Here is an 18,133-nt window from a genome sequence, read left to right on the forward strand (position 1 = left end):
GCCCTTGTATAGCCTAAGTACACAGGTCTGTGTAACTAAAACATACGGGGAGCGCAGGCTGCGGTTTTCGTGCCCTGCCCGAACGGGAGAACAAAAACAATGCCCTTGTTGCAGGTCCTGCGACCCACGCTTCCTATCCTGATCGGCGCATCCATGATGCTCACGCTGAGCATGGGGCTGCGCCAGAGCCTCGGCATTTTCCTGCAGCCGCTGACGCATGACATCCACATCTCGGTGTCCGATTTCACGCTGGCGCTGGCGGTGCAGAACCTCGCCTGGGGCTTTCTGCAGCCGATGGCCGGCGCGATGACGGTGCGTTACGGCTTCCGCCCGATCATGGTGGCCGGCGCGCTGGCCTACATTGCGGGCCTCGTGCTGATGACCACCGCGCATGGGCTCATCAGCATCATGATCGGCGCCGGCGTGCTGATCGGCACCTCGCTCGCCTGCACGGCGAATGCGATCGCGATGTCGGTTTCCGCGCGCGCAGTGCCGGAGACGGTCCGCTCCACGGTGCTCGGAATTGTATCCGCCGCGGGCTCGCTCGGCGCGCTGGTGTCGGCGCCGATCGGCCAGATGCTCAATGAGGGATTCGGCTGGCGCATCGGGCTCGCCGGCTTCGTGATCCTCTCCGTCGCGATGATCCCGGCGGCGTGGTACGCTGGCCGCGTCGACAGGATTCCGCTGCCGAAGCCTGCCGGCGACGATATCGGCAATGCGACCGCCGTCACGGCTGCAAAGACCGCGTTCAGCAACGCATCCTTCGTGGTGATGACCTGCGCCTACATGGTCTGCGGCATGCAACTCGTCTTCCTCACCACGCATCTGCCGTCGTATCTCGCGATCTGCGGCCTCGATCCGATGCTGAGCGCGCAGACGCTCGGCATGATCGGCGGCTTCAACGTGCTGGGTTCGCTGTTCTTCGGCTGGGCCGGCCAGCGCTGGAACAAGCTCGCGCTGCTCGGGGCGATCTACATCCTGCGCTCGCTGGCGCTCGCCTGGTACTTCATGCTGCCGGCAACGCCAGCATCCACGCTGCTGTTCGGCGCCATCATGGGCTTCCTCTGGATGGGCGTCGGCCCGCTGACTGCGGGCGCGGTCGCCGAGATGTTCGGTCTGCGCTGGCAGGCGATGATCCAGGGCCTCGCCTTCATGAGCCACCAGATCGGCAGCTTCCTCGGCGCCTACGGAGGCGGGGTGATCTATGACACGTTCGGTTCCTACACCATGGCGTGGCGCATCGGCGTCGCGCTCGGCCTGACCGGCGGCATCATCCAACTGGCGTTCGCACTGATCCGGCCGTCGCAACCGCCGCTGCTCAAGACTGCCTAGCTTCTGCTCCCCCGGAAGGATTGACGGCTGCCGAACAAGGCGGCAGCCCTCAATCTCTGCCGATTTTTTAATCTGTTGATTGCCGCAAGAACATGCAGGAGGGCGGCGGGCTCTTCTGTGCATCGATTGAAATTGAAGCATATTCAATGCGCTGCATTGTCCCCGCCGATGGCATGAATCTTGATTGAATCTGGCTAGAAATGGTGCCGGAAAACGTCGCTGAGGTTTCCGGCCTGGGGACCCATGGGAAAGGCCGGCCGCGATGAGGCTGGTCGCCGTTTATCTCCGGCCATCCGAGCACGACGGCCTTTGCCGCGCCGCCGCGCGGGGAGCGCTTGAGCCTCCGGTCCCGCACCATGCTGCCGCGACCATTCCGCCTGGCGCCGCGCGCGTCGCGGCGCTTCGAGACGCCTTGAACGGGCAATTCGACGCTCGGCGTTCGACCGCCGAGTGCTCTGCGCACGCTCTGAACACCGACATCTCTTGCGACGGGAGGACAATGATGGAGTTAGCGACATACACGCGCCAAAGGCTCGTGCGGATCGTAGTTGCTGTCTTGGGAGTGGCGTTGCTTTGCGTGCTGTTCAGCGACCTCGCGCTGGCTGACGACGCGGCGCCGCCGGCCTGCGGCGGCAAGATTCTCGAGAAGTGCACGCCGAATTCCGGAGACACTGCGTGGATGCTCACATCCGTCGCGCTCGTCTTGATGATGACGGTCCCGGGGCTGGGTCTGTTCTACGGCGGCATGGTGCGCAAGAAGAATGTCGGCGACACGGTGATGACCAGTTTCGCCGTCACCTGCTTGGTCACCATTCTGTTCGCCGTCCTCACCTACAGCCTGGCATTTCGAGCCGGCACTCCGTTCATCGGCGGCCTCGATCGCATGTTTCTCAAGAACATCCTGAGCGACATCGGCAAGGGCGGGATTGGCAATCCCAATCCACTGGCCGCGACCATTCCGGAGTCCGTTTACATCTGCTTTCAGATGACCTTTGCCATCATTACCCCCGCGCTGATTGCCGGTGCATTTGCCGAGCGGATGAAATTCTCGGCCATGCTCTGGTTCATCGGGCTTTGGGCGATTTTCGTCTACGCGCCGATCGCCCACTGGGTTTGGGGGCCTGACGGGATCTTTTCGGCGGGTAACGACGCCGCATGGGTGAAGGTGCTCGACTTCGCCGGCGGCACGGTGGTGCACATCAACGCCGGCGTCGCAGGCCTCATGTGCGCGATCATGCTCGGCAGGCGCAGCGAGACCGGTCCGGCGCACAACATGGTGCTGACCTTCATCGGCGCCTCGCTGCTCTGGGTCGGCTGGTTCGGCTTCAACGCCGGCTCTGCCGTCACGGCGGGAATGCAAGCCGGCATGGCGATGCTGGTGACGCAGATCGCCACGGCGGTGGCCGGCTTCACCTGGATGCTGGTGGAATGGGCGCTCAAGGGCAAGCCGACCGTCGTCGGCATCTGTTCGGGCGCGGTGGCCGGTCTCGTGGCGATTACACCGGCCTCCGGCTTTGTCGGGCCGGTCGGGGCCTTTGCCATCGGCATTGCCGCTGGCGTGTTCTGCTACTGGGGATGCACCGGGCTGAAGCGCATGTTCAGCTACGACGATGCGCTGGATTGCTTCGGTGTCCATGCGATCGGCGGCATCGTCGGGGCGCTGCTGACCGGGATGTTCGCGGTCGAGCAATACGGCGGAACGGCGGGCGTTCTGGAAGGGAATGTCGGCCAGTTCTTCAATCAGTGCATCGGCGTCGCTACCGTGTTCATCTACGATGCCGTGGTGAGCCTGATCATCCTGTTCGTGGTCAATTTCTTCGTCGGCCTCCGCGTGACGCAGGACATCGAGCGCGAGGGTCTCGACCTCGCCCTGCACGGCGAAGTGGTGCAGTAGGAATGGGGCGGCATTCCGCGGGGCGGGCGATCGCTGCCGGCCCCGCGGGTCAAACCTGTTCGAGGTGCTCCCATGAACTGGTTCTATTGGAACACAGCGTGGTCGCTGTTCTTCAGCCTCATATGGTTCATGACCATCACACACAATCCCGATGCGCGCGTCGCGGATGCGCATCTGCGGGATGAGGCATTCGGCGGCTAGCTCCGGTAGTAGCGCCACATTCTCAGGAACGTCCGGTGGATGTCATCGGGCGCCCGGTCGAACGGCTCCAGGTTGACGCGCACTATGCCACGGTGGTCCATGCGCCAGGGCAGGCGCATCAGCAGGCGATGCATCGGCCGCTTGCGCCAGTCGGCAACAAGCGCGCTGCCGAGCGGCACGTTGAGCGCAATCTGCAACTCATGGACGGTCATCGCCCGCTCGGCGATCTGAACGAGATCGATGCGTTCGATGGCGCGCCAGCGGATCAACCCGAGGGCCTGGATGAAGATGCCGTACTGATTGGCACCGATGGTCGGCCGGCCGGCCTCGAGCAGGGGAATGTTGTAGTAGGTGAAGCCGGCCGCTGCCGCCGCGAGCGCCAGCCAGTAGAAGGCGCCCGTGATCCACGTGGCGGTCAGGAAGATCGCGGCCAGGGCAGCCGTGATGTACACGGGAAAGTAGGTGTCCTCGCGTCCGTAGGCGACAGAGTAGCCGCCGACACTTCCCTCTTGCAAGGTTGCGATCATGTGAACCCTATGCCCGGGCCGGAGCGGGAAGCATAGGGGAGGACGCACGGCTGCAAAACAATAACGGGGCCGCGAAGGCCCCGTTTGAACATCCATACCAGGCAATCTTACTTGATCTTGGCTTCCTTGAACTCGACATGCTTGCGCGCGACCGGATCGTATTTCTTCTTGACCAGCTTGTCGGTCATGGTGCGCGAATTCTTCTTGGCGACGTAGTAGTAACCGGTGTCGGCCGTCGACACGAGCTTGACCTTGATGGTGACCGCCTTGGCCATGTGCAAACCTCGAAAATGCAGGGGTAATCAGGAGCCGGCCAAATCGGCCCGCGTTTGGCCCGGAAACTAGCCACAAACGGTCCAAAGTCAAGGATTTCCGGCTCCAAACCGATCCGATTCCGGCCGATTAACCCTCGAAGAAGCGGTTTTTCGGCCGCGGCAGGCCCAAATTCTCGCGCAGCGTCCGCCCTTCGTACTCGTTGCGGAATATCCCGCGCCTCTGCAATTCGGGGACGACCCTGTCAACGAAGTCGAACAGCCCCTGTGGCAGATAGGGGAACATGATGTTGAAGCCGTCGCTGCCGCGGCTCGTCAACCATTCGTCCATCTGGTCGGCGATGGTCTGCGGCGTGCCGACGAAAGCGAGTCCGCCATAGCCGCCGACCCGCTGGGCGAGCTGGCGCACGGTGAGCTTGTCGCGCGCGGCGACGTCGACGAGGCGCTGCCGGCCGCTCTTGCTGGCGTTGGTTTCGGGAATCGGCGGCAACGGCCCGTCGGGATCGAAGCCGGAAGCGTCGGTGCCGAGGATCACCGAGAGCGAGGCGATCGCGCTGTCGTAATGCACGCGGCTGTCGAGCAGCGCGCGCTTCTCCTTTGCTTCCTCGACGCTGTCGCCGACTACGACGAAAGCGCCGGGCAGGATCTTCAGATGCTCGGGATTGCGGCCGATCTTCTCCATGCGCCCCTTGATGTCGGCATAGAGTTTCTGTCCGTCGGCGAGGCTGCCGCCGCCGGTGAAGACGGCTTCGGCCGTCTCGGCCGCAAGCTGCTTGCCATCCTCGGATGCGCCGGCCTGCACGATGACCGGCCAGCCCTGCAAGGGCCGGGCGATGTTCAGCGGGCCGCGGACGGAGAAATATTTGCCCTTGTGATTGAGCACGTGCATCTTCTCGGGATCGACGAACAGTCCGGACTCGACGTCGCGCACAAAAGCGTCATCGGCAAAGGAGTCCCACAAGCCCGTGACGACGTCATAGAACTCGCGGGCGCGCTTGTAGCGCTCGGCGTGCTCCATGTGATCGTCGAGCCCGAAATTCAGCGCGGCATCCGGATTGGATGTCGTCACGATATTCCAGCCGGCGCGGCCGCCGGAGATGTGGTCGAGCGAGGCGAAGCGGCGGGCGACGTGATAGGGCTCATCGAAGGTGGTCGAGCCGGTCGCGATCAGGCCGATATTCTCGGTGACGGAAGAGAGCGCCGACAGCAGCGTGAACGGCTCGAACGAGGTCACGGTGTGGCTGCGCTTCAGCGCATTGATCGGCATGTTGAGCACGGCCAGATGGTCGGCCATGAAGAAGGCGTCGAACTTGCCGGCCTCGAGCTTTTTGATCAGCTGCTTGATGTGGGCGAAGTTGAAATTGGCGTCGGGCCAGGCTCCCGGATAGCGCCAGGCACCGGTGTGGATGCTGATCGGCCGCATGAACGCGCCGAGCTTGAGTTGACGCTTCGCCATTGCCCGTTCCGTCGTGGTTGTCGTTTTCAGAACAGATAGGGAGGCCGTCCGCGACGCGCCATCCCGACGGCGCCAGAAGAATTTTGCAATTTGAGGGACGGTCGGAGGATAAGTCCGCAGTCGCTTCTACCGTCGTCATCGCGAGCCAACGGGTCGCGCGAATGCGCGCCCGATGACAGGCTCCGCGAAGCAATCTATCTCACCGTTTGCTGGACCATGGATTGCTTCGTCGCTTCAGCGCAAAATTGCTTTGCAATTTTGCAATTTTGTCGCGAGCTCCTCGCACTGACGGTAATAGGGCGTTTCCTACGCCCCCAAAATGTCCTTCTGCATCTTGCCCCCGTAGAAGTGGAAGAACGGCACCGGCGCGTCGTGGCGGAGCGGGCCGGTCGCGAGCCTGCGGTCGAGCTCGGCGAGCACGTTCTTGGTCATCGCATGCGCGTCGGCGAGCGGCTCGGAGCCGATCTCGACCCACACCAGTTCGACCAGCTCTGCATCGGCATGCACCACGCCCTCGACGCGATGAGCGATCGTCGAGGCGTCGGCCGTGAAGAACCGCGTGTCGAAGCGGCGGACGCGGCCGGGCGGCGTGATCGCGCGCGCGATCAGGAACAGGCCGGACGGATCGGGCAGGAGCCCGGCGTCAGCGAACGGTGCCCAGGGTCCGTTGAGCTTTGGTGTCTTCTCGACCTTGCGGCCGAGGCAGAGACCGGTCTCTTCGCAGGCTTCGCGGATTGCTGCGTTGGCGAGCGCGCGTGCGCGGCCGGGCGTGATCTTCGGGCTGCCCTTGAGCAGATTGGCTTCCAATTCCGGCGTAATCGGCGCGGCAACGGGAACGCGGTTGTCGGCCTTGTCGACGCGCCCGCCCGGGAAGACGTACTTGCCCGGCATGAACACCACCTTGTCGTGGCGCCTGCCGACCAGCACTTTCGGCTTTGCTCCGGAGCGGTCGATCAGGATCAGCGTCGCCGCATCCTTCGGCCGGAAGTACGGATGATGATCGGCTTCTTTTTCGCCTTGGTGGACGACAGCGGCGGTCTCAGTCATTTCATCCCTTTCGGTTCTTCTTGTTGTCCGGTTTAGCTAGACCGGCGGGATGTCGCTAGGGGCATTTTCGTCAAAGCCATGCATGCGCAATGCCCATTGCAATCCGATCACGGCTCCCTTGACCGGCTGGAGCAGAACCAGCGATGCGATGAGCGTGAATGGCAAATAGATCGCAAGCTGCAGCCATACCGGTGGCGAGAAATTGGTCTCGATCCACAGCGCGGTCGGTACCACGATATGGCCGACAATTACGATGACAAGATAGGCGGGCAGGTCGTCCGCGCGATGCGGGGTGAAATCGAGGTCGCAGACCGGGCAGTGGCCGTCGCACTTCAGGAACGCGCGAAACAGTTTGCCTTCACCGCAGCGTGGGCAGCGGCCGCGGAACCCGCGCTTCATCGCGCTCCACAGGTCGCGTTTCTCGGTTTGCGCCGCGTCGCGGGTCCAGACCACCGTGGGCGGGGTCACCGTTTCCATGATTTGCCTCGCTTCGATTTGCCGGACTTCTGCTTCGCCGGCTTGCGATCCTTTTTCTTGCTGCGTGCTTTCCGCTCCTTATGCGCGTTGGCGCGGCGCTCGGCTCCGGCGCTCTCGCGTTTTCTGCCGCGCGGAATTGCCTGACCATCGGACAATAGCTCAAAGCGCAGCGCGCCGGCCACCGGCGCGGCCTCGACCAGGCGCACGTCGACGACGTCGCCGAGTCGGTACATGGTTCCGCTGCGCGAGCCGATCAGCGCGTGGCGCGTTTCGTCATAGTTGAAATATTCACTGCCGATCGTGCGAATGGGGATCAGGCCGTCGGCACCGGTGTCGTCGAGCTTCACGAACAGGCCCGCACGCGTCACGCCGGAGATGCGGCCCTGGAAGCTGGCGCCGACGCGATCGGCGAGGAAATGCGCGATCAACCGGTCGGCGGTCTCGCGCTCCGCCTTCATGGCGCGACGCTCGGTGACGGAAATCTGCGCCGCGATCTCGGCGAGCGTCTCCACGGTTTCGTCCGCAGGCAGCGCGCCTTCGCCGAGGCCGAGCGCGCGGATCAGCGCGCGATGTACGATCAGGTCGGCGTAGCGTCGGATCGGCGAGGTGAAGTGCGCATAGCGGCGCAGGTTCAAGCCGAAATGGCCGTAATTCTCGGCGGAGTATTCGGCTTGCGCCTGCGAGCGCAGCACCACTTCATTGACCAGCGGTTCGTAGTCTTCGCCGGAGACTTGCGCGAGCACCCGGTTGAACTGCGAGGCGCGCAGCGCGCCCGACTTGGTGAAGGGGAGGTCGAGCGTCTTCAGGAACTCCTGGAGATTGTGGATCTTCTCCTGGGTCGGCTCGTCGTGCACGCGATAGATCAGCGGCAGACCCTTCTTCTCCAGCGTCTCGGCCGCGGCGACGTTGGCGAGGATCATGAACTCCTCGATCAGCCGGTGCGCATCGAGCCGCTCCGGCACGATCACGCGATCCACGGTGCCGTCCGGCTTCAGGAGAATCTTGCGCTCGGGCAGATCGAGATCGAGCGGATCGCGCTCGTTGCGCGCGAGCCTGACCAGCTCGTAGGCGGACCACAGCGGCTTCAGGATCGGATCGAGCAGGGGACCGGTGGTGTCGTCGAGCCTGCCGTCGATCGCAGCCTGCGCCTGCGCGTAATGGAGCTTTGCCGCCGAGCGCATCAAGACGCGATGGAAGGTGTGCGAGCGCTTGCGGCCGTCGGCACCGATCACCATGCGCACCGCGAGCGCGCCACGCGGCTCACCCGGCACCAGCGAGCAGAGGTTGTTGGAGATGCGCTCGGGCAACATCGGCACCACGCGATCGGGGAAATACACCGAGTTGCCGCGCTGGAGTGCGTCGCGGTCGAGCGCGGAGCCCGGCCGCACATAGAAGCCGACATCCGCGATCGCGACATGGACGATATAGCCGCCCTTGTTGTTCGGATCGGGGTCCACTTCGGTGTGCACGGCGTCGTCATGATCCTTGGCATCCGGCGGATCGATGGTGACGAGTGGCACGTCGCGCCAGTCCTCGCGACCCTGCAACGTCGCAGGCTTTGCCTCTTCGGCCTCGCGCAGCGCCGAGGGTGAGAAAACCTGCGGGATGTCGTGGGTGTGGATCGCGATCAGGCTGATCGCCTTCTCGCTCGCGATCGAGCCGAGACGCTCCTTGACGCGGCCGAAGCCGAGCCCATAGCCGCGGCCGCGGATCAGGTCCACGCCGATGAGATCGCCGTCCTTGGCGTCGGCGGTGTCGGCCTTGGCGATATTGAGTTCGCGCCCGGCCTGCTTCTTGTCGACCGGGATCAGCCGTCCGCCGCCGTCAGGGTTGCTGCGGAAGATGCCGAGGATGCGGCTCTTCGCGTGGTCGATGATCTTGATGACGCGGCCGCGATAGGGCGTGCCGTCGCGCTCATCGGTGATTTCGACCCGCAACAGGGCACGGTCGCCGACGCCGGCCGCGGTGCCGGGCTTCGGCCGCCGCGGCGTCTCGATGCGGATCTTCGGCGCGCTGCCGTTCTCTTCGGCGTCCCACTCGGCGGGCGTGGCGATCAATTCGCCGTCGCTGTCGCGGCCGGTGACGTCTGCAAGCACGGTCGGCGGCAGCGCGGCCGGCTCGTGCATCTTGCGGCCGCGCTTGGCCACCGTGCCGTCCTCGGCGAGCTCGCGGAGGATCCGCTTCAGCTCGACGCGGTCGGCGTTCTTCAGGCCGAACTCTCGCGCGATCTCGCGGGTGCCGACCTTGCCTGGATTGGCGCGGATGAAGGCGACGATGGCGTCCCGGGCGGGAAAGCCATGGTCGGGTTTTCGTTTCACTTATCCTCTTGCCTTGCCGGCGCTCTTCTTCGCGGGCGCTTTGGTTGATGCCGCGGGCTTCGCGGCCGAGGTCTTGGCGCCTGACGAGACCGGCGCGCGCGCCTTGCTGGTCGCGTCCGATTTCGGCTTCGCTGCGGCCTTCTTGGCCGCGGCTTTCTTGGCGGGCTTGGCCTCGGCATCGCCGTTGGCCTTTGCGGACTTTGCCTCGGATTTGGCGGGCTTGGCCGCCTTCGTCTTCTTGGCCTTCGCCTTGCCGCCGCCCTTGGCCGCGCGCTCGTCGATCAGCGCGATCGCTTCCGCGAGCGTGACCTCGTCGGGTGCGCGGTCGCTCGGGATCGTCGCATTGACGCCGCCCGCGGTGACATAGGCGCCGTAGCGGCCGTTCTTGAGCGCGACCGCACCGAGCGTCGGGTGATCGCCAAGCGGCTTGCCGGGATCGGCGCCGAAGCGGCGGCCGCTCGGACCTTTTGCGACCTTCTCGGCAATCAGCGTGACCGCACGGTTCAGCCCGATGTCGAACACCTCGTCGCCGGCCTCGAGGCTGGCATAGGTCTTCTCGTGCTTGACGAACGGCCCGAAGCGGCCGAGGCCGGCGGTGATCGGCTGCCCGGTCTCCGGATGCTTGCCGACTTCGCGGGGCAGCGAGAGGAGCTTCAGCGCAAGCTCGAGATCGACATCGCCGGGCGAGGTGCCCTTCGGGATGCCAGCGCGCTTCGGCTTCTCGCCTTCCTCATAATCCTTCTGCTCGCCGAGCTGGATATAGGGCCCGAAGCGGCCGGCCTTCACCGCGACGTCGAGCCCGGTCTCGGGGTCCTTGCCGAGGATACGGTCGGCGCTCTCGGCGCCGTCGGCCGCAAGCGGGCGGGTGTAGCGGCACTCCGGATAGTTGGAGCAGCCGACGAAGGCGCCGAACTTGCCGGCTTTCAGATTGAGTCGTCCGGTGCCGCAGGTCGGGCACTGCCTGGGATCGCCGCCATCGGCGCGCGGCGGGTAGATATGCGGACCCAGCATCTCGTCGAGCGCATCGAGCACTTCGGCGACGCGAAGGTCCTTGATGTCATTCACAGCGCCGATGAAATCCTCCCAGAAATCCTTCAGCACCTGCTGCCAGGAGATCTCGTTGTTGGAGATGCGGTCGAGCTGCTCCTCGAGGTCGGCGGTGAAGTCGTACTCGACGTAGCGCGAGAAGAAGTTCTCCAGGAACGCGACCACGACGCGGCCCTTGTCCTCGCCATGCAGCCGCTTCTTCTCCAGCTTGACGTAGCCGCGATCCTTCAGCACCTGCAGGATCGAGGCGTAGGTCGAGGGACGGCCGATGCCGAGCTCTTCCATCCGCTTCACCAGCGAGGCCTCGGAGAAGCGCGGCGGCGGCTCGGTGAAGTGCTGGGTGACGGCGAGGCTCTGGCGCTTCACCGCTTCGCCCTCGCTCATCGCGGGCAGGCGGCGCGAATCCTCATCCTCCTCGTCGTCGCGGCTTTCCTGGTAGAGTGCGAGGAAGCCGTCGAACTTGATGACCTGACCAGAAGCGCGCAGCTCCAGCACGCGCGCGCCGGCCTTCGCCTCGATATCAACGGTGGTGCGCTCGAGCTCGGCCGCTTCCATCTGGCTGGCGATCGTGCGCTTCCAGATCAACTCATAGAGCCGCGCCTGGTCGGGGTCGAGCCGGCGGCCGATCGAGGCGGGACGGCGCGACAGGTCGGTCGGGCGGATCGCTTCATGCGCTTCCTGCGCGTTCTTGGCCTTGGTCTGGTACTGGCGCGGAGCGCCCGGCACATAGGCGTTGCCATAATCCTCGCCGATCACCTTGCGCGCCTGCGTGATGGCCTCGTTGGCGATCTGCACGCCGTCGGTTCGCATATAGGTAATGAGACCGGTGGTTTCGCCGCCGATGTCGATGCCCTCATAAAGACGCTGCGCGATGCGCATGGTGTGCGCCGGCGCGAAGCCGAGCTTGCGGCTGGCTTCCTGCTGCAGCGTCGAAGTGGTGAAGGGAGCCTGCGGGTTGCGCCGCGCGGGCTTCGCCTCGACGGTTGCGACCTTGAAGGTGGCGGCCTCGATCGCCTTCCTGAAGTCTTCGGCCTCCGCGCCGGAGCCGATGTCGAGCCGCTGGATCTTCTTGCCGTCGGCACCGACCAGGCGCGCCTCGAAGGCTTCGCCGCGCGGGGTGAGCAGGGTGGCGATCAGCGACCAGTATTCTCTGGGGACGAACTTCTCGATCTCAAGCTCGCGGTCGCAGACCAGCCGCAGCGCGACGGACTGCACGCGGCCCGCCGAGCGGGCGCCGGGCAGCTTGCGCCACAGCACCGGGGAGAGGGTGAAGCCGACCAGGTAATCGAGCGCACGGCGCGCCATGTAGGCGTCGACCAGCGCGCCGTCGATCTGGCGCGGTGCCTTCATCGCCTCGGAGACGGCCTGCTTGGTGATGGCGTTGAACACCACGCGCTCGACCCTCTGGTCCTTCAGCGCGCGCTTCTCCTTCATCACCTCCAGCACGTGCCAGGAGATCGCCTCGCCCTCGCGATCAGGGTCGGTTGCGAGAATCAGGCGGTCGGCACCCTTCAGCGCCTTGGCGATGTCGTTCAGCCGGCCGGCAGCCTTGGCGTCCACCTCCCAAATCATCTGGAAATTGGCGTCCGGATCGACGGAACCGTTCTTCGCCGGGAGGTCGCGGACATGGCCGAACGACGCCAGGACCTCGTAGGAGGCCCCCAGATATTTGTTGATCGTCTTGGCCTTGGCCGGCGACTCCACAATGACGATATTCATGTCATTCCAATAGCTTACGGGAAAACTTAAAGGCGGATTCCGCTAGACTCGCGGCCCGCCGTTTCGGGGCGAACATGGGTGCTGAGGCGGCCCCTGTCAAATCGACAGATATTGAAAGGGCAGGTTTGGGTAGCAAAATCCTACCTCAAAGGTTGAAAAATGCGCCCTAGAGTTGTGGCCGGAAAGGGCGTATCTGTTGTTCCATCGGGTGGAATGGAAGGGGCTTCTTGATCAGGGCAGGAGGCGGCCGGAAGCGGACAGCGTCCGGCCGGCAGCGATCGGCAGGCGACGAGACAGGTGGGGAGGGCAGCCCGGATGACGTCCTGGTCCTGATTGGAGCGGCTGCGACCGAACTCGCGAAACTCGCCCAACGCCACAAATTCGAGGTCCTTGACCGCCTGCTTGCCATGGCGCGGCTGGAAGCCGACGAGCAACTGCGCTTGCGCAGCCGGCGCAAGCTGTCGTGAGAGCTCTCCCGAGTCGTCCCTGCGAAAGCCGCGACCCGCAACCGCGAGGCGTTGTTGCCATCGTCGTCCCGGGAAAGGCCCGGACTCATACGCCGCGGCTGACGTCGTACGCGGGACTCTCCGTTCGTCGTCCTGGCGAAACAGGCCGTGCAAAAATGTCGGCGCGGTGCCTGGAGCTGAGAACGAGGAGGGCACCCTCAAGCTGGACAGGGCCGGAGCGCCTTGAGCAGAGCGGGTACGCTCTTGATGGCAATCAGTCTCTTGAGGTTGTAGGCGATGATGCTGAGCGCCAGTTCGGCTTTGGCTTTGCGCAATCCGCGGACGAGGAAGCGCGGGGTTCCCATCAACCATTTGATGGTCGCGAACGGATGCTCGGCGACTTCGCGGCGGAGCCTCATCCAGCTTGGATCGGCGATCGCCCGCTGATGCATGGCCTCGCGGTCATCGTCATGGAAGCCGCGCACGATGATCCGCTGCGCCGCCTCGGTGCATTGCGATTTCAGCGGACAGGCCGGGCAGGCTTGCGTCCGATATTCCTTCTTCTGTTTGGTGTGGGAGGTCTTGAAGAGTTGGAGGACCTCACCGGCAGGGCAACCCCAGCTGTCGCTCTCTCGGGCGTAGCTGAACTGATCGCGGCTGAAGTATTGCTTGCCCTTCGGATTGACCCGCTCGCCATGCGGTACGATCGCGGTGATCCCGTCCTGCTCACATTGCTTGCCGTGCGCGCCGTTGGCATAGCCGGTATCGGCAACGACGCTCACCTGATCGGCGCCGACGGCCGCCTTGCCCTGCCGGGCCATCGGGTGGAGTTGCTGCAGATCGTTGCCCTCGTTGGTCAGATCGAACGCAACGATCATGTCATGCTGGGCATCGACCGCGATCTGTGCATTGTAGGCAACCTGATGGCCGCGCGGCGTGCGCATGAGCTTGGCCTCAGGCTCACCCAGCACCTTCTGCTTGAGCCCTTCCTGAACCAGCTGTTCGGCCTGCTGCTGCAATTCAGCCCGCTGAGCCCTCAACGCGGCAAGGGCTGCAGCCACGTCGGTCTTGGTCGGCTCAAGCGGCGTCTCCTCGGCGTCGGCCTCATCCATCGCCGTCAGGTAGTCGGCGATCTTGCGCTCGATCGCCGCATCCCGCTCCGCAAGCTTCGCCTTGGTGATCACCTGCTTGCGGCTCGCCGCCGCAGCAATCTTGCTCCCGTCGATCGCCAGGACTTCGCCTCCAAACACCGATTGCTCGCGGCAGAACTTTATAAAGGCCCGGCAGACCCCGGCAATCGCCTCAGGATAGTCCTTGCGGAAGTCCGCAATGGTCTTGAACACCGGCCTCACCCGGTTGATCAGCCAGAACACTTCGACATTGCGCCGAGCCTCACGCTCAAGCCGCCGGCTCGAACGCATCTGGTTCAGATACCCGTAGACATAAAGCTTCAACAGATCGCGCGGATCGTAAGGCGGCCGCCCCGTCGCCTCCGCCTCAACGTTCGAGAAACCCAGCCCGGCAAGGTCCAGGCTGTCCACAAAACCGTCAATGACGCGCACCGCGCTGTCTGCCGCGATCACCTCGTCCAACGTCTCGGGATACAACGTCGCCTGATAGCGCGATTGGCCAACGATGTGTGCCATCCTGCCCCCGAATCCGTCTCTGCCTCCCAAATCCAACATCAGACCGTGGTTTTTGCACGGCCTGGAAAGCCAGGACCATAACCACCGCAGTTGCTGATGAACGGGATCGTTGCCCCCGCATCGCGCAACAATCAATATTCGCGGTAATGGGTCCTGGCCTTCGCCGGGACGAAGCCGAGTGTGTTGCGCATTTTGTAGCTCACGCACCCGCATTCTCGCGACGTGAATCGTCCGAGCTTTGCATCTTCGTTTCGCCCTCTCAGTTAGCAGAGGGCGCAGGGAAAGCCGGGTGCCGATCGCACCCATGGGTCCCGTGCAACAAAAAAAGCACGGGAGGTAGGACCACAGGTGAAACCGGAGCAATCCCGGCTTTCCCTGCGCGATGGTTTTACGGCTTATACGTGCTCTCCCCGGCGAGACTGGGCTTTGTTGTCACCGTCTTTGCAAAAGCGCTTCGCGCTTTGCAAGGAGACACCTGCCACTAGGGCGTCAGGCCTGCACGACTTCACCGTCGGTGCCGTCTGGGATGTGGTTGGAATCCGGAGTGGCGTAATCTCCGACATCGCGAAGCTATCTGATTACGCGGCGAGGTCAATTGGTTGATCGATGGGCTTTGTGGCGAGCGTTTTCCAGCCATCGACCTTGCGCATGTTGATCTGGCCGGAAGCGAGCAAAGCCCAGAACAACATTGCCGCGGTGTCCGCTGATGGCAACACGGTCTGCGTCTTGATCCGTCGCTTGAACTCTTCGTGCAGCCGCTCGATCGCATTCGTAACCGGTATAAGATTCTCGGTGCTGATGTTCGCTGCGGCTTTCAAGATCGTGGCGTATGGTGCGACCATCCGGGACAGAGGCACCGGGAGCACGAAGGTGTGGGCAGGCCGTTGCGTACGATGAGCTGCGAGCTCGAGTTAGTAGCTGGCCGCCTCTACGACTAGCCCGGTTGCGCCGTGAGCGCGGATCCGTAGTTGTCGTGTCGCCCACCGTTCCCGTCATATGACAGGAGGTGCAAATGCGACGCGTAATCGGAATGGATATCCACCGAACTTTCGGCGAGGTGGTTTTCTGGGAAGACGGCAGACTTCGACCGGCCGGTCGCGTCGATATGACCCGCACGGCACTGGAGGGCTTTGGCAAAAGCCTTCAACCGATAGACGAGGTGGTGATCGAAGCGACCGGCAACTGCATGGCGGTGTCACGGGTGCTGTCGCCGTTCGTGAAGCGGGTGGTCATCGCCAACCCATTGCAGGTGAAGGCAATCGCGCATGCCCATGTGAAGACTGACAAGGTCGACGCGGGCACGCTGGCCAGCTTGTACGCGGCCGGCTATCTGCCGGAAATCTGGACGCCGGACGCGGCCACAGAACGGCTGCGCAGGCTGATCGCTCGGCGTTACCAGGTCGTGCGGCATCGGACCCGGATCAAGAACGAAGTGCACGCAATCCTTCATGCGCACCTGATCCCAAAATGTCCGCACGCCGATTTATTCAACGGCCGCGGCCGCGATTGGCTGGCGCACCAGCCAGTACCCGACGACGAACGGGATGCTATTGAGCGGCATGTGCGCGAGCTCGATCGGCTCGCCGAAGATCTCACGATCCTCGATCGGGAGATCGCTACAAACACGCTGGACGACGGCTCGGTCAGGCGGCTGCTGACGATCACCGGCGTCAATCTGGCGGTGGCGGCCGGGTTGATGGCGGCAATTGGCGATATCACGCGCTTCAAGAGCCCGCAGAAACTGGTCAGCTACTTCGGGCTCAATCCGCGTGTGCACCAGTCGGGCCTCGGTGCCGCTCATCATGGCCGGATCAGCAAGGTCGGACGCAGCCACGCCCGGGCCATGCTGGTAGAAGCCGCCTGGGCTGCCGCCAAGGCACCCGGACCGCTCCACGCTTTCTTCGTGCACATCCGCGCCAGACGGGGCCATCAAGTGGCCGCCGTCGCCGTAGCGCGCAAGCTGACCGTCCTGTGCTGGCATCTGCTGACGAACGAAGAGGATTACCTCTGGGCCCGGCCCAGTCTTGTCGCTCACAAGATGCGCGGCATGGAGTTACAGGCTGGGCGAGCGCAGAAAAAAGGCAACACGCGCGGCTCTACCTACGCGTACAATATCAAACAACTCCGCGATCAGGAGATGCACGTCGCCGAGCAAGCGCAGAGAAGGTATGAGCACTTTGTCGAAGCTTGGCGCCCGCGCCCGCCAAAAGAAAAGGCGCGCGGGCGCCTCAACCCGGCAGGGCACAGATAGGGCTGCCCTGCGACGCTTACAGCCGACGCGCCGCTCTTCGCCACGAGGTCACCCGCGCACGACAATAACGATCGCCTGTTCGGGCTAGTTCCCATGCCCCTGGGACACTGGGCCGGTGAGTCATTGTGTTCTTTCCAGGCCCGATCCGATCGAGGATGCCGCCGTGCTCGGGCCGGTCAAGGCCAAGCCTTGCGGTGGCCGCAAACTGCGGCCAGCCTTGACCGCCCCTGCGCGCGGCAGCTGCGAGATGGGCGGTCGGGACGGAAGAATGCCCGCGGCGCGGTCGAACAAAAGAATGCATCTTCCGGAGCCCGCTAAAAACTGCTTGTCGATCTCATCCGTGGTGCGTGCGCTCTTCCATTGACTCGGCGGCAGTCGCATGAAGGTGAAGAGCCGGTCGCCGGCTTCCTGCAGGCTGTCGGCCACCGCACGATGCTTGAGCCGCCATTTGCGGATGAAGGCCCTGCACCGCGCCTCGATCTCCTCGCGAGTCGCCCCGTAGATCATGTCGTTGTAGTCGGCGGTGATCTCCTCATGCAGGCGCTCGGGCGCATGCGCCAACAGATTGCGGTGCTTGTGGACCGTGCAGCGCTGTACCGGCACGCCATCCCAGACGACGGCGATCGCAGCCTCAAGCCCCGGCGCGCCGTCGACGATGAGGAACTCGGGTCGCCGCAGCCCACGCCGGATAAGATCGTCGAGCACGGCACGCCAGGCTTCGGTGCGCTCGCCACCCATACTCTTGATCGCGAGCAACACTTTCTGACCGTCCGCACGCACGCCGATGACGACCAGCAGCGAGATGGCGGTCGCCTTGCGGTCGAGCCGCACCCGCACCACGGTGCCGTCGAGGATCAATCGCACGATCGGCTCCGCGGCCAGCGAGCGGGCATTCCAGGCGTCCCAGTCGCTCTTCACCTTGCGCCAGACCCGGCTCACCGTGTCCTTGCCGACCGCGCCAGCGAACAAAGCGCTGAGCGCCCGGCGCACCCGGCGCGTGTTGGTGCCGGCCAGGTAGCAGCTGGCGATCAGCGCGTCGGCGGCCAGCGTGCGGCGCTGATAGGTCCGCAGCGATTGGCTCTTCCACTCGGTGGTCTTGCCGTCGGCCGTGTTGAGCCGCGCGCGCGGGACCGCGATCTCAATCGGCCCGAAGCTACCGGTCAGCGACCGTGTCCGGCTGCCGTGCCGATGGCCCGTAATGCCGGGCGTTTCTTCGTGGCGGGCCTTCTTGCTGCGTTCGTAGCGGGGGCGCGCAAGGGCCGCATCGAGCTCGCCGCGGATCAATTCTTCGATGAACTCTCGCGCCCGTTCCCGCACTGCGCTTTCGATCGGATCGAACCAATCGTCGAAAAGCTGGGGAGCCGGTTCCCCTTCACACTGCGGCGAGTGCGTGTTCGTGATATTGCTGCTCATGGCGTGGTCTCCGATCCGACGCTCCAACGCCGGATGATTCGAGGTTGATCACCTCGGAGACTACGCCACCCTTAATTTCAACCAATC

Annotated in this window: 13 protein-coding genes and 2 pseudogenes; 5 read left to right on the forward strand and 10 right to left on the reverse strand. The window is 64.2% G+C overall.

The features are described 5' to 3' along the window. The first annotated feature begins 99 nt into the window (after window positions 1-99). The 3 genes from MTX19_RS17265 to MTX19_RS17275 all read left to right on the forward strand — a co-directional run bounded on the left by MTX19_RS17265 (window position 100) and on the right by MTX19_RS17275 (window position 3,427). The gene (locus MTX19_RS17265) at window positions 100-1,332 is read left to right on the forward strand and encodes an MFS transporter (RefSeq protein ID WP_280986076.1); all 1,233 of its coding nucleotides are present in this window, start codon (window positions 100-102) and stop codon (window positions 1,330-1,332) included. Between the two features lie 499 nt (window positions 1,333-1,831). Further along, window positions 1,832-3,226, forward strand: coding sequence for an ammonium transporter (locus MTX19_RS17270; protein ID WP_280984560.1), 1,395 nt, complete (start codon window positions 1,832-1,834; stop codon window positions 3,224-3,226). 72 nt (window positions 3,227-3,298) lie between these two features. Continuing rightward, window positions 3,299-3,427, forward strand: a complete 129-nt coding sequence (locus MTX19_RS17275) for a hypothetical protein (protein WP_280984561.1) — start codon at window positions 3,299-3,301, stop codon at window positions 3,425-3,427. Here the strand turns inward: MTX19_RS17275 and MTX19_RS17280 are convergent. The 7 genes from MTX19_RS17280 to topA form a co-directional block, all read right to left on the reverse strand. After that, complete coding sequence (locus MTX19_RS17280; protein WP_280984562.1) at window positions 3,424-3,954, reverse strand: hypothetical protein; 531 nt, start codon at window positions 3,952-3,954, stop codon at window positions 3,424-3,426. The genes MTX19_RS17275 and MTX19_RS17280 overlap by 4 nt on opposite strands. Window positions 3,955-4,061: 107 nt before the next feature. After that, the gene (rpmG, locus tag MTX19_RS17285) at window positions 4,062-4,229 is read right to left on the reverse strand and encodes a 50S ribosomal protein L33 (protein ID WP_212499080.1); all 168 of its coding nucleotides are present in this window, start codon (window positions 4,227-4,229) and stop codon (window positions 4,062-4,064) included. Window positions 4,230-4,356: 127 nt separating this feature from the next. Further along, window positions 4,357-5,682, reverse strand: coding sequence for an LLM class flavin-dependent oxidoreductase (locus MTX19_RS17290; protein WP_280986077.1), 1,326 nt, complete (start codon window positions 5,680-5,682; stop codon window positions 4,357-4,359). Window positions 5,683-5,988: 306 nt separating this feature from the next. Further along, a complete protein-coding gene (locus MTX19_RS17295; RefSeq protein ID WP_280977563.1) occupies window positions 5,989-6,729 on the reverse strand; it encodes an NUDIX domain-containing protein in 741 nt (246 codons plus the stop codon). 36 nt (window positions 6,730-6,765) lie between these two features. Next, entirely contained in the window at window positions 6,766-7,206 is a 441-nt protein-coding gene (locus MTX19_RS17300) for a DUF983 domain-containing protein (RefSeq protein WP_280984563.1), read from the reverse strand. Then, window positions 7,194-9,524 (reverse strand): ribonuclease R, encoded by a 2,331-nt coding sequence (gene rnr, locus MTX19_RS17305; protein WP_280984564.1) that lies wholly within the window; start codon window positions 9,522-9,524, stop codon window positions 7,194-7,196. Before rnr ends, MTX19_RS17300 begins: the two co-directional genes overlap by 13 nt. Continuing rightward, window positions 9,525-12,290 carry a type I DNA topoisomerase gene (gene topA, locus MTX19_RS17310; RefSeq protein ID WP_280986078.1) on the reverse strand — a complete coding sequence of 922 codons (2,766 nt, stop codon included), beginning with the start codon at window positions 12,288-12,290 and terminating at the stop codon, window positions 9,525-9,527. It abuts the gene before it with no gap. A gap of 227 nt (window positions 12,291-12,517) precedes the next feature. Between topA and MTX19_RS17315 the strand changes: the two genes are divergently transcribed. Beyond that, a complete protein-coding gene (locus MTX19_RS17315; RefSeq protein ID WP_280984565.1) occupies window positions 12,518-12,757 on the forward strand; it encodes a hypothetical protein in 240 nt (79 codons plus the stop codon). A 197-nt stretch (window positions 12,758-12,954) separates the two neighbouring features. Here the strand turns inward: MTX19_RS17315 and MTX19_RS17320 are convergent, their stop codons facing one another. Then, window positions 12,955-14,382, reverse strand: a complete 1,428-nt coding sequence (locus MTX19_RS17320) for an IS1182 family transposase (RefSeq protein ID WP_280983057.1) — start codon at window positions 14,380-14,382, stop codon at window positions 12,955-12,957. A gap of 578 nt (window positions 14,383-14,960) precedes the next feature. Next, a pseudogene (locus tag MTX19_RS17325) lies at window positions 14,961-15,155 on the reverse strand (IS256 family transposase); the annotation flags it as partial. A gap of 257 nt (window positions 15,156-15,412) precedes the next feature. Here MTX19_RS17325 and MTX19_RS17330 point away from each other — a divergent pair. Further along, on the forward strand, window positions 15,413-16,633 hold the full coding sequence (locus MTX19_RS17330) for an IS110 family transposase (RefSeq protein WP_280986133.1): 1,221 nt from the start codon (window positions 15,413-15,415) through the stop codon (window positions 16,631-16,633). A 324-nt stretch (window positions 16,634-16,957) separates the two neighbouring features. Here MTX19_RS17330 and MTX19_RS17335 read toward each other — a convergent pair. Beyond that, window positions 16,958-18,046: pseudogene (locus MTX19_RS17335) on the reverse strand (IS256 family transposase); the annotation flags it as partial. Window positions 18,047-18,133 lie beyond the last annotated feature (87 nt).

The sequence above is a fragment of the Bradyrhizobium sp. ISRA464 genome (genome assembly GCF_029910095.1).
In the GTDB taxonomy this organism is placed as follows: domain Bacteria; phylum Pseudomonadota; class Alphaproteobacteria; order Rhizobiales; family Xanthobacteraceae; genus Bradyrhizobium.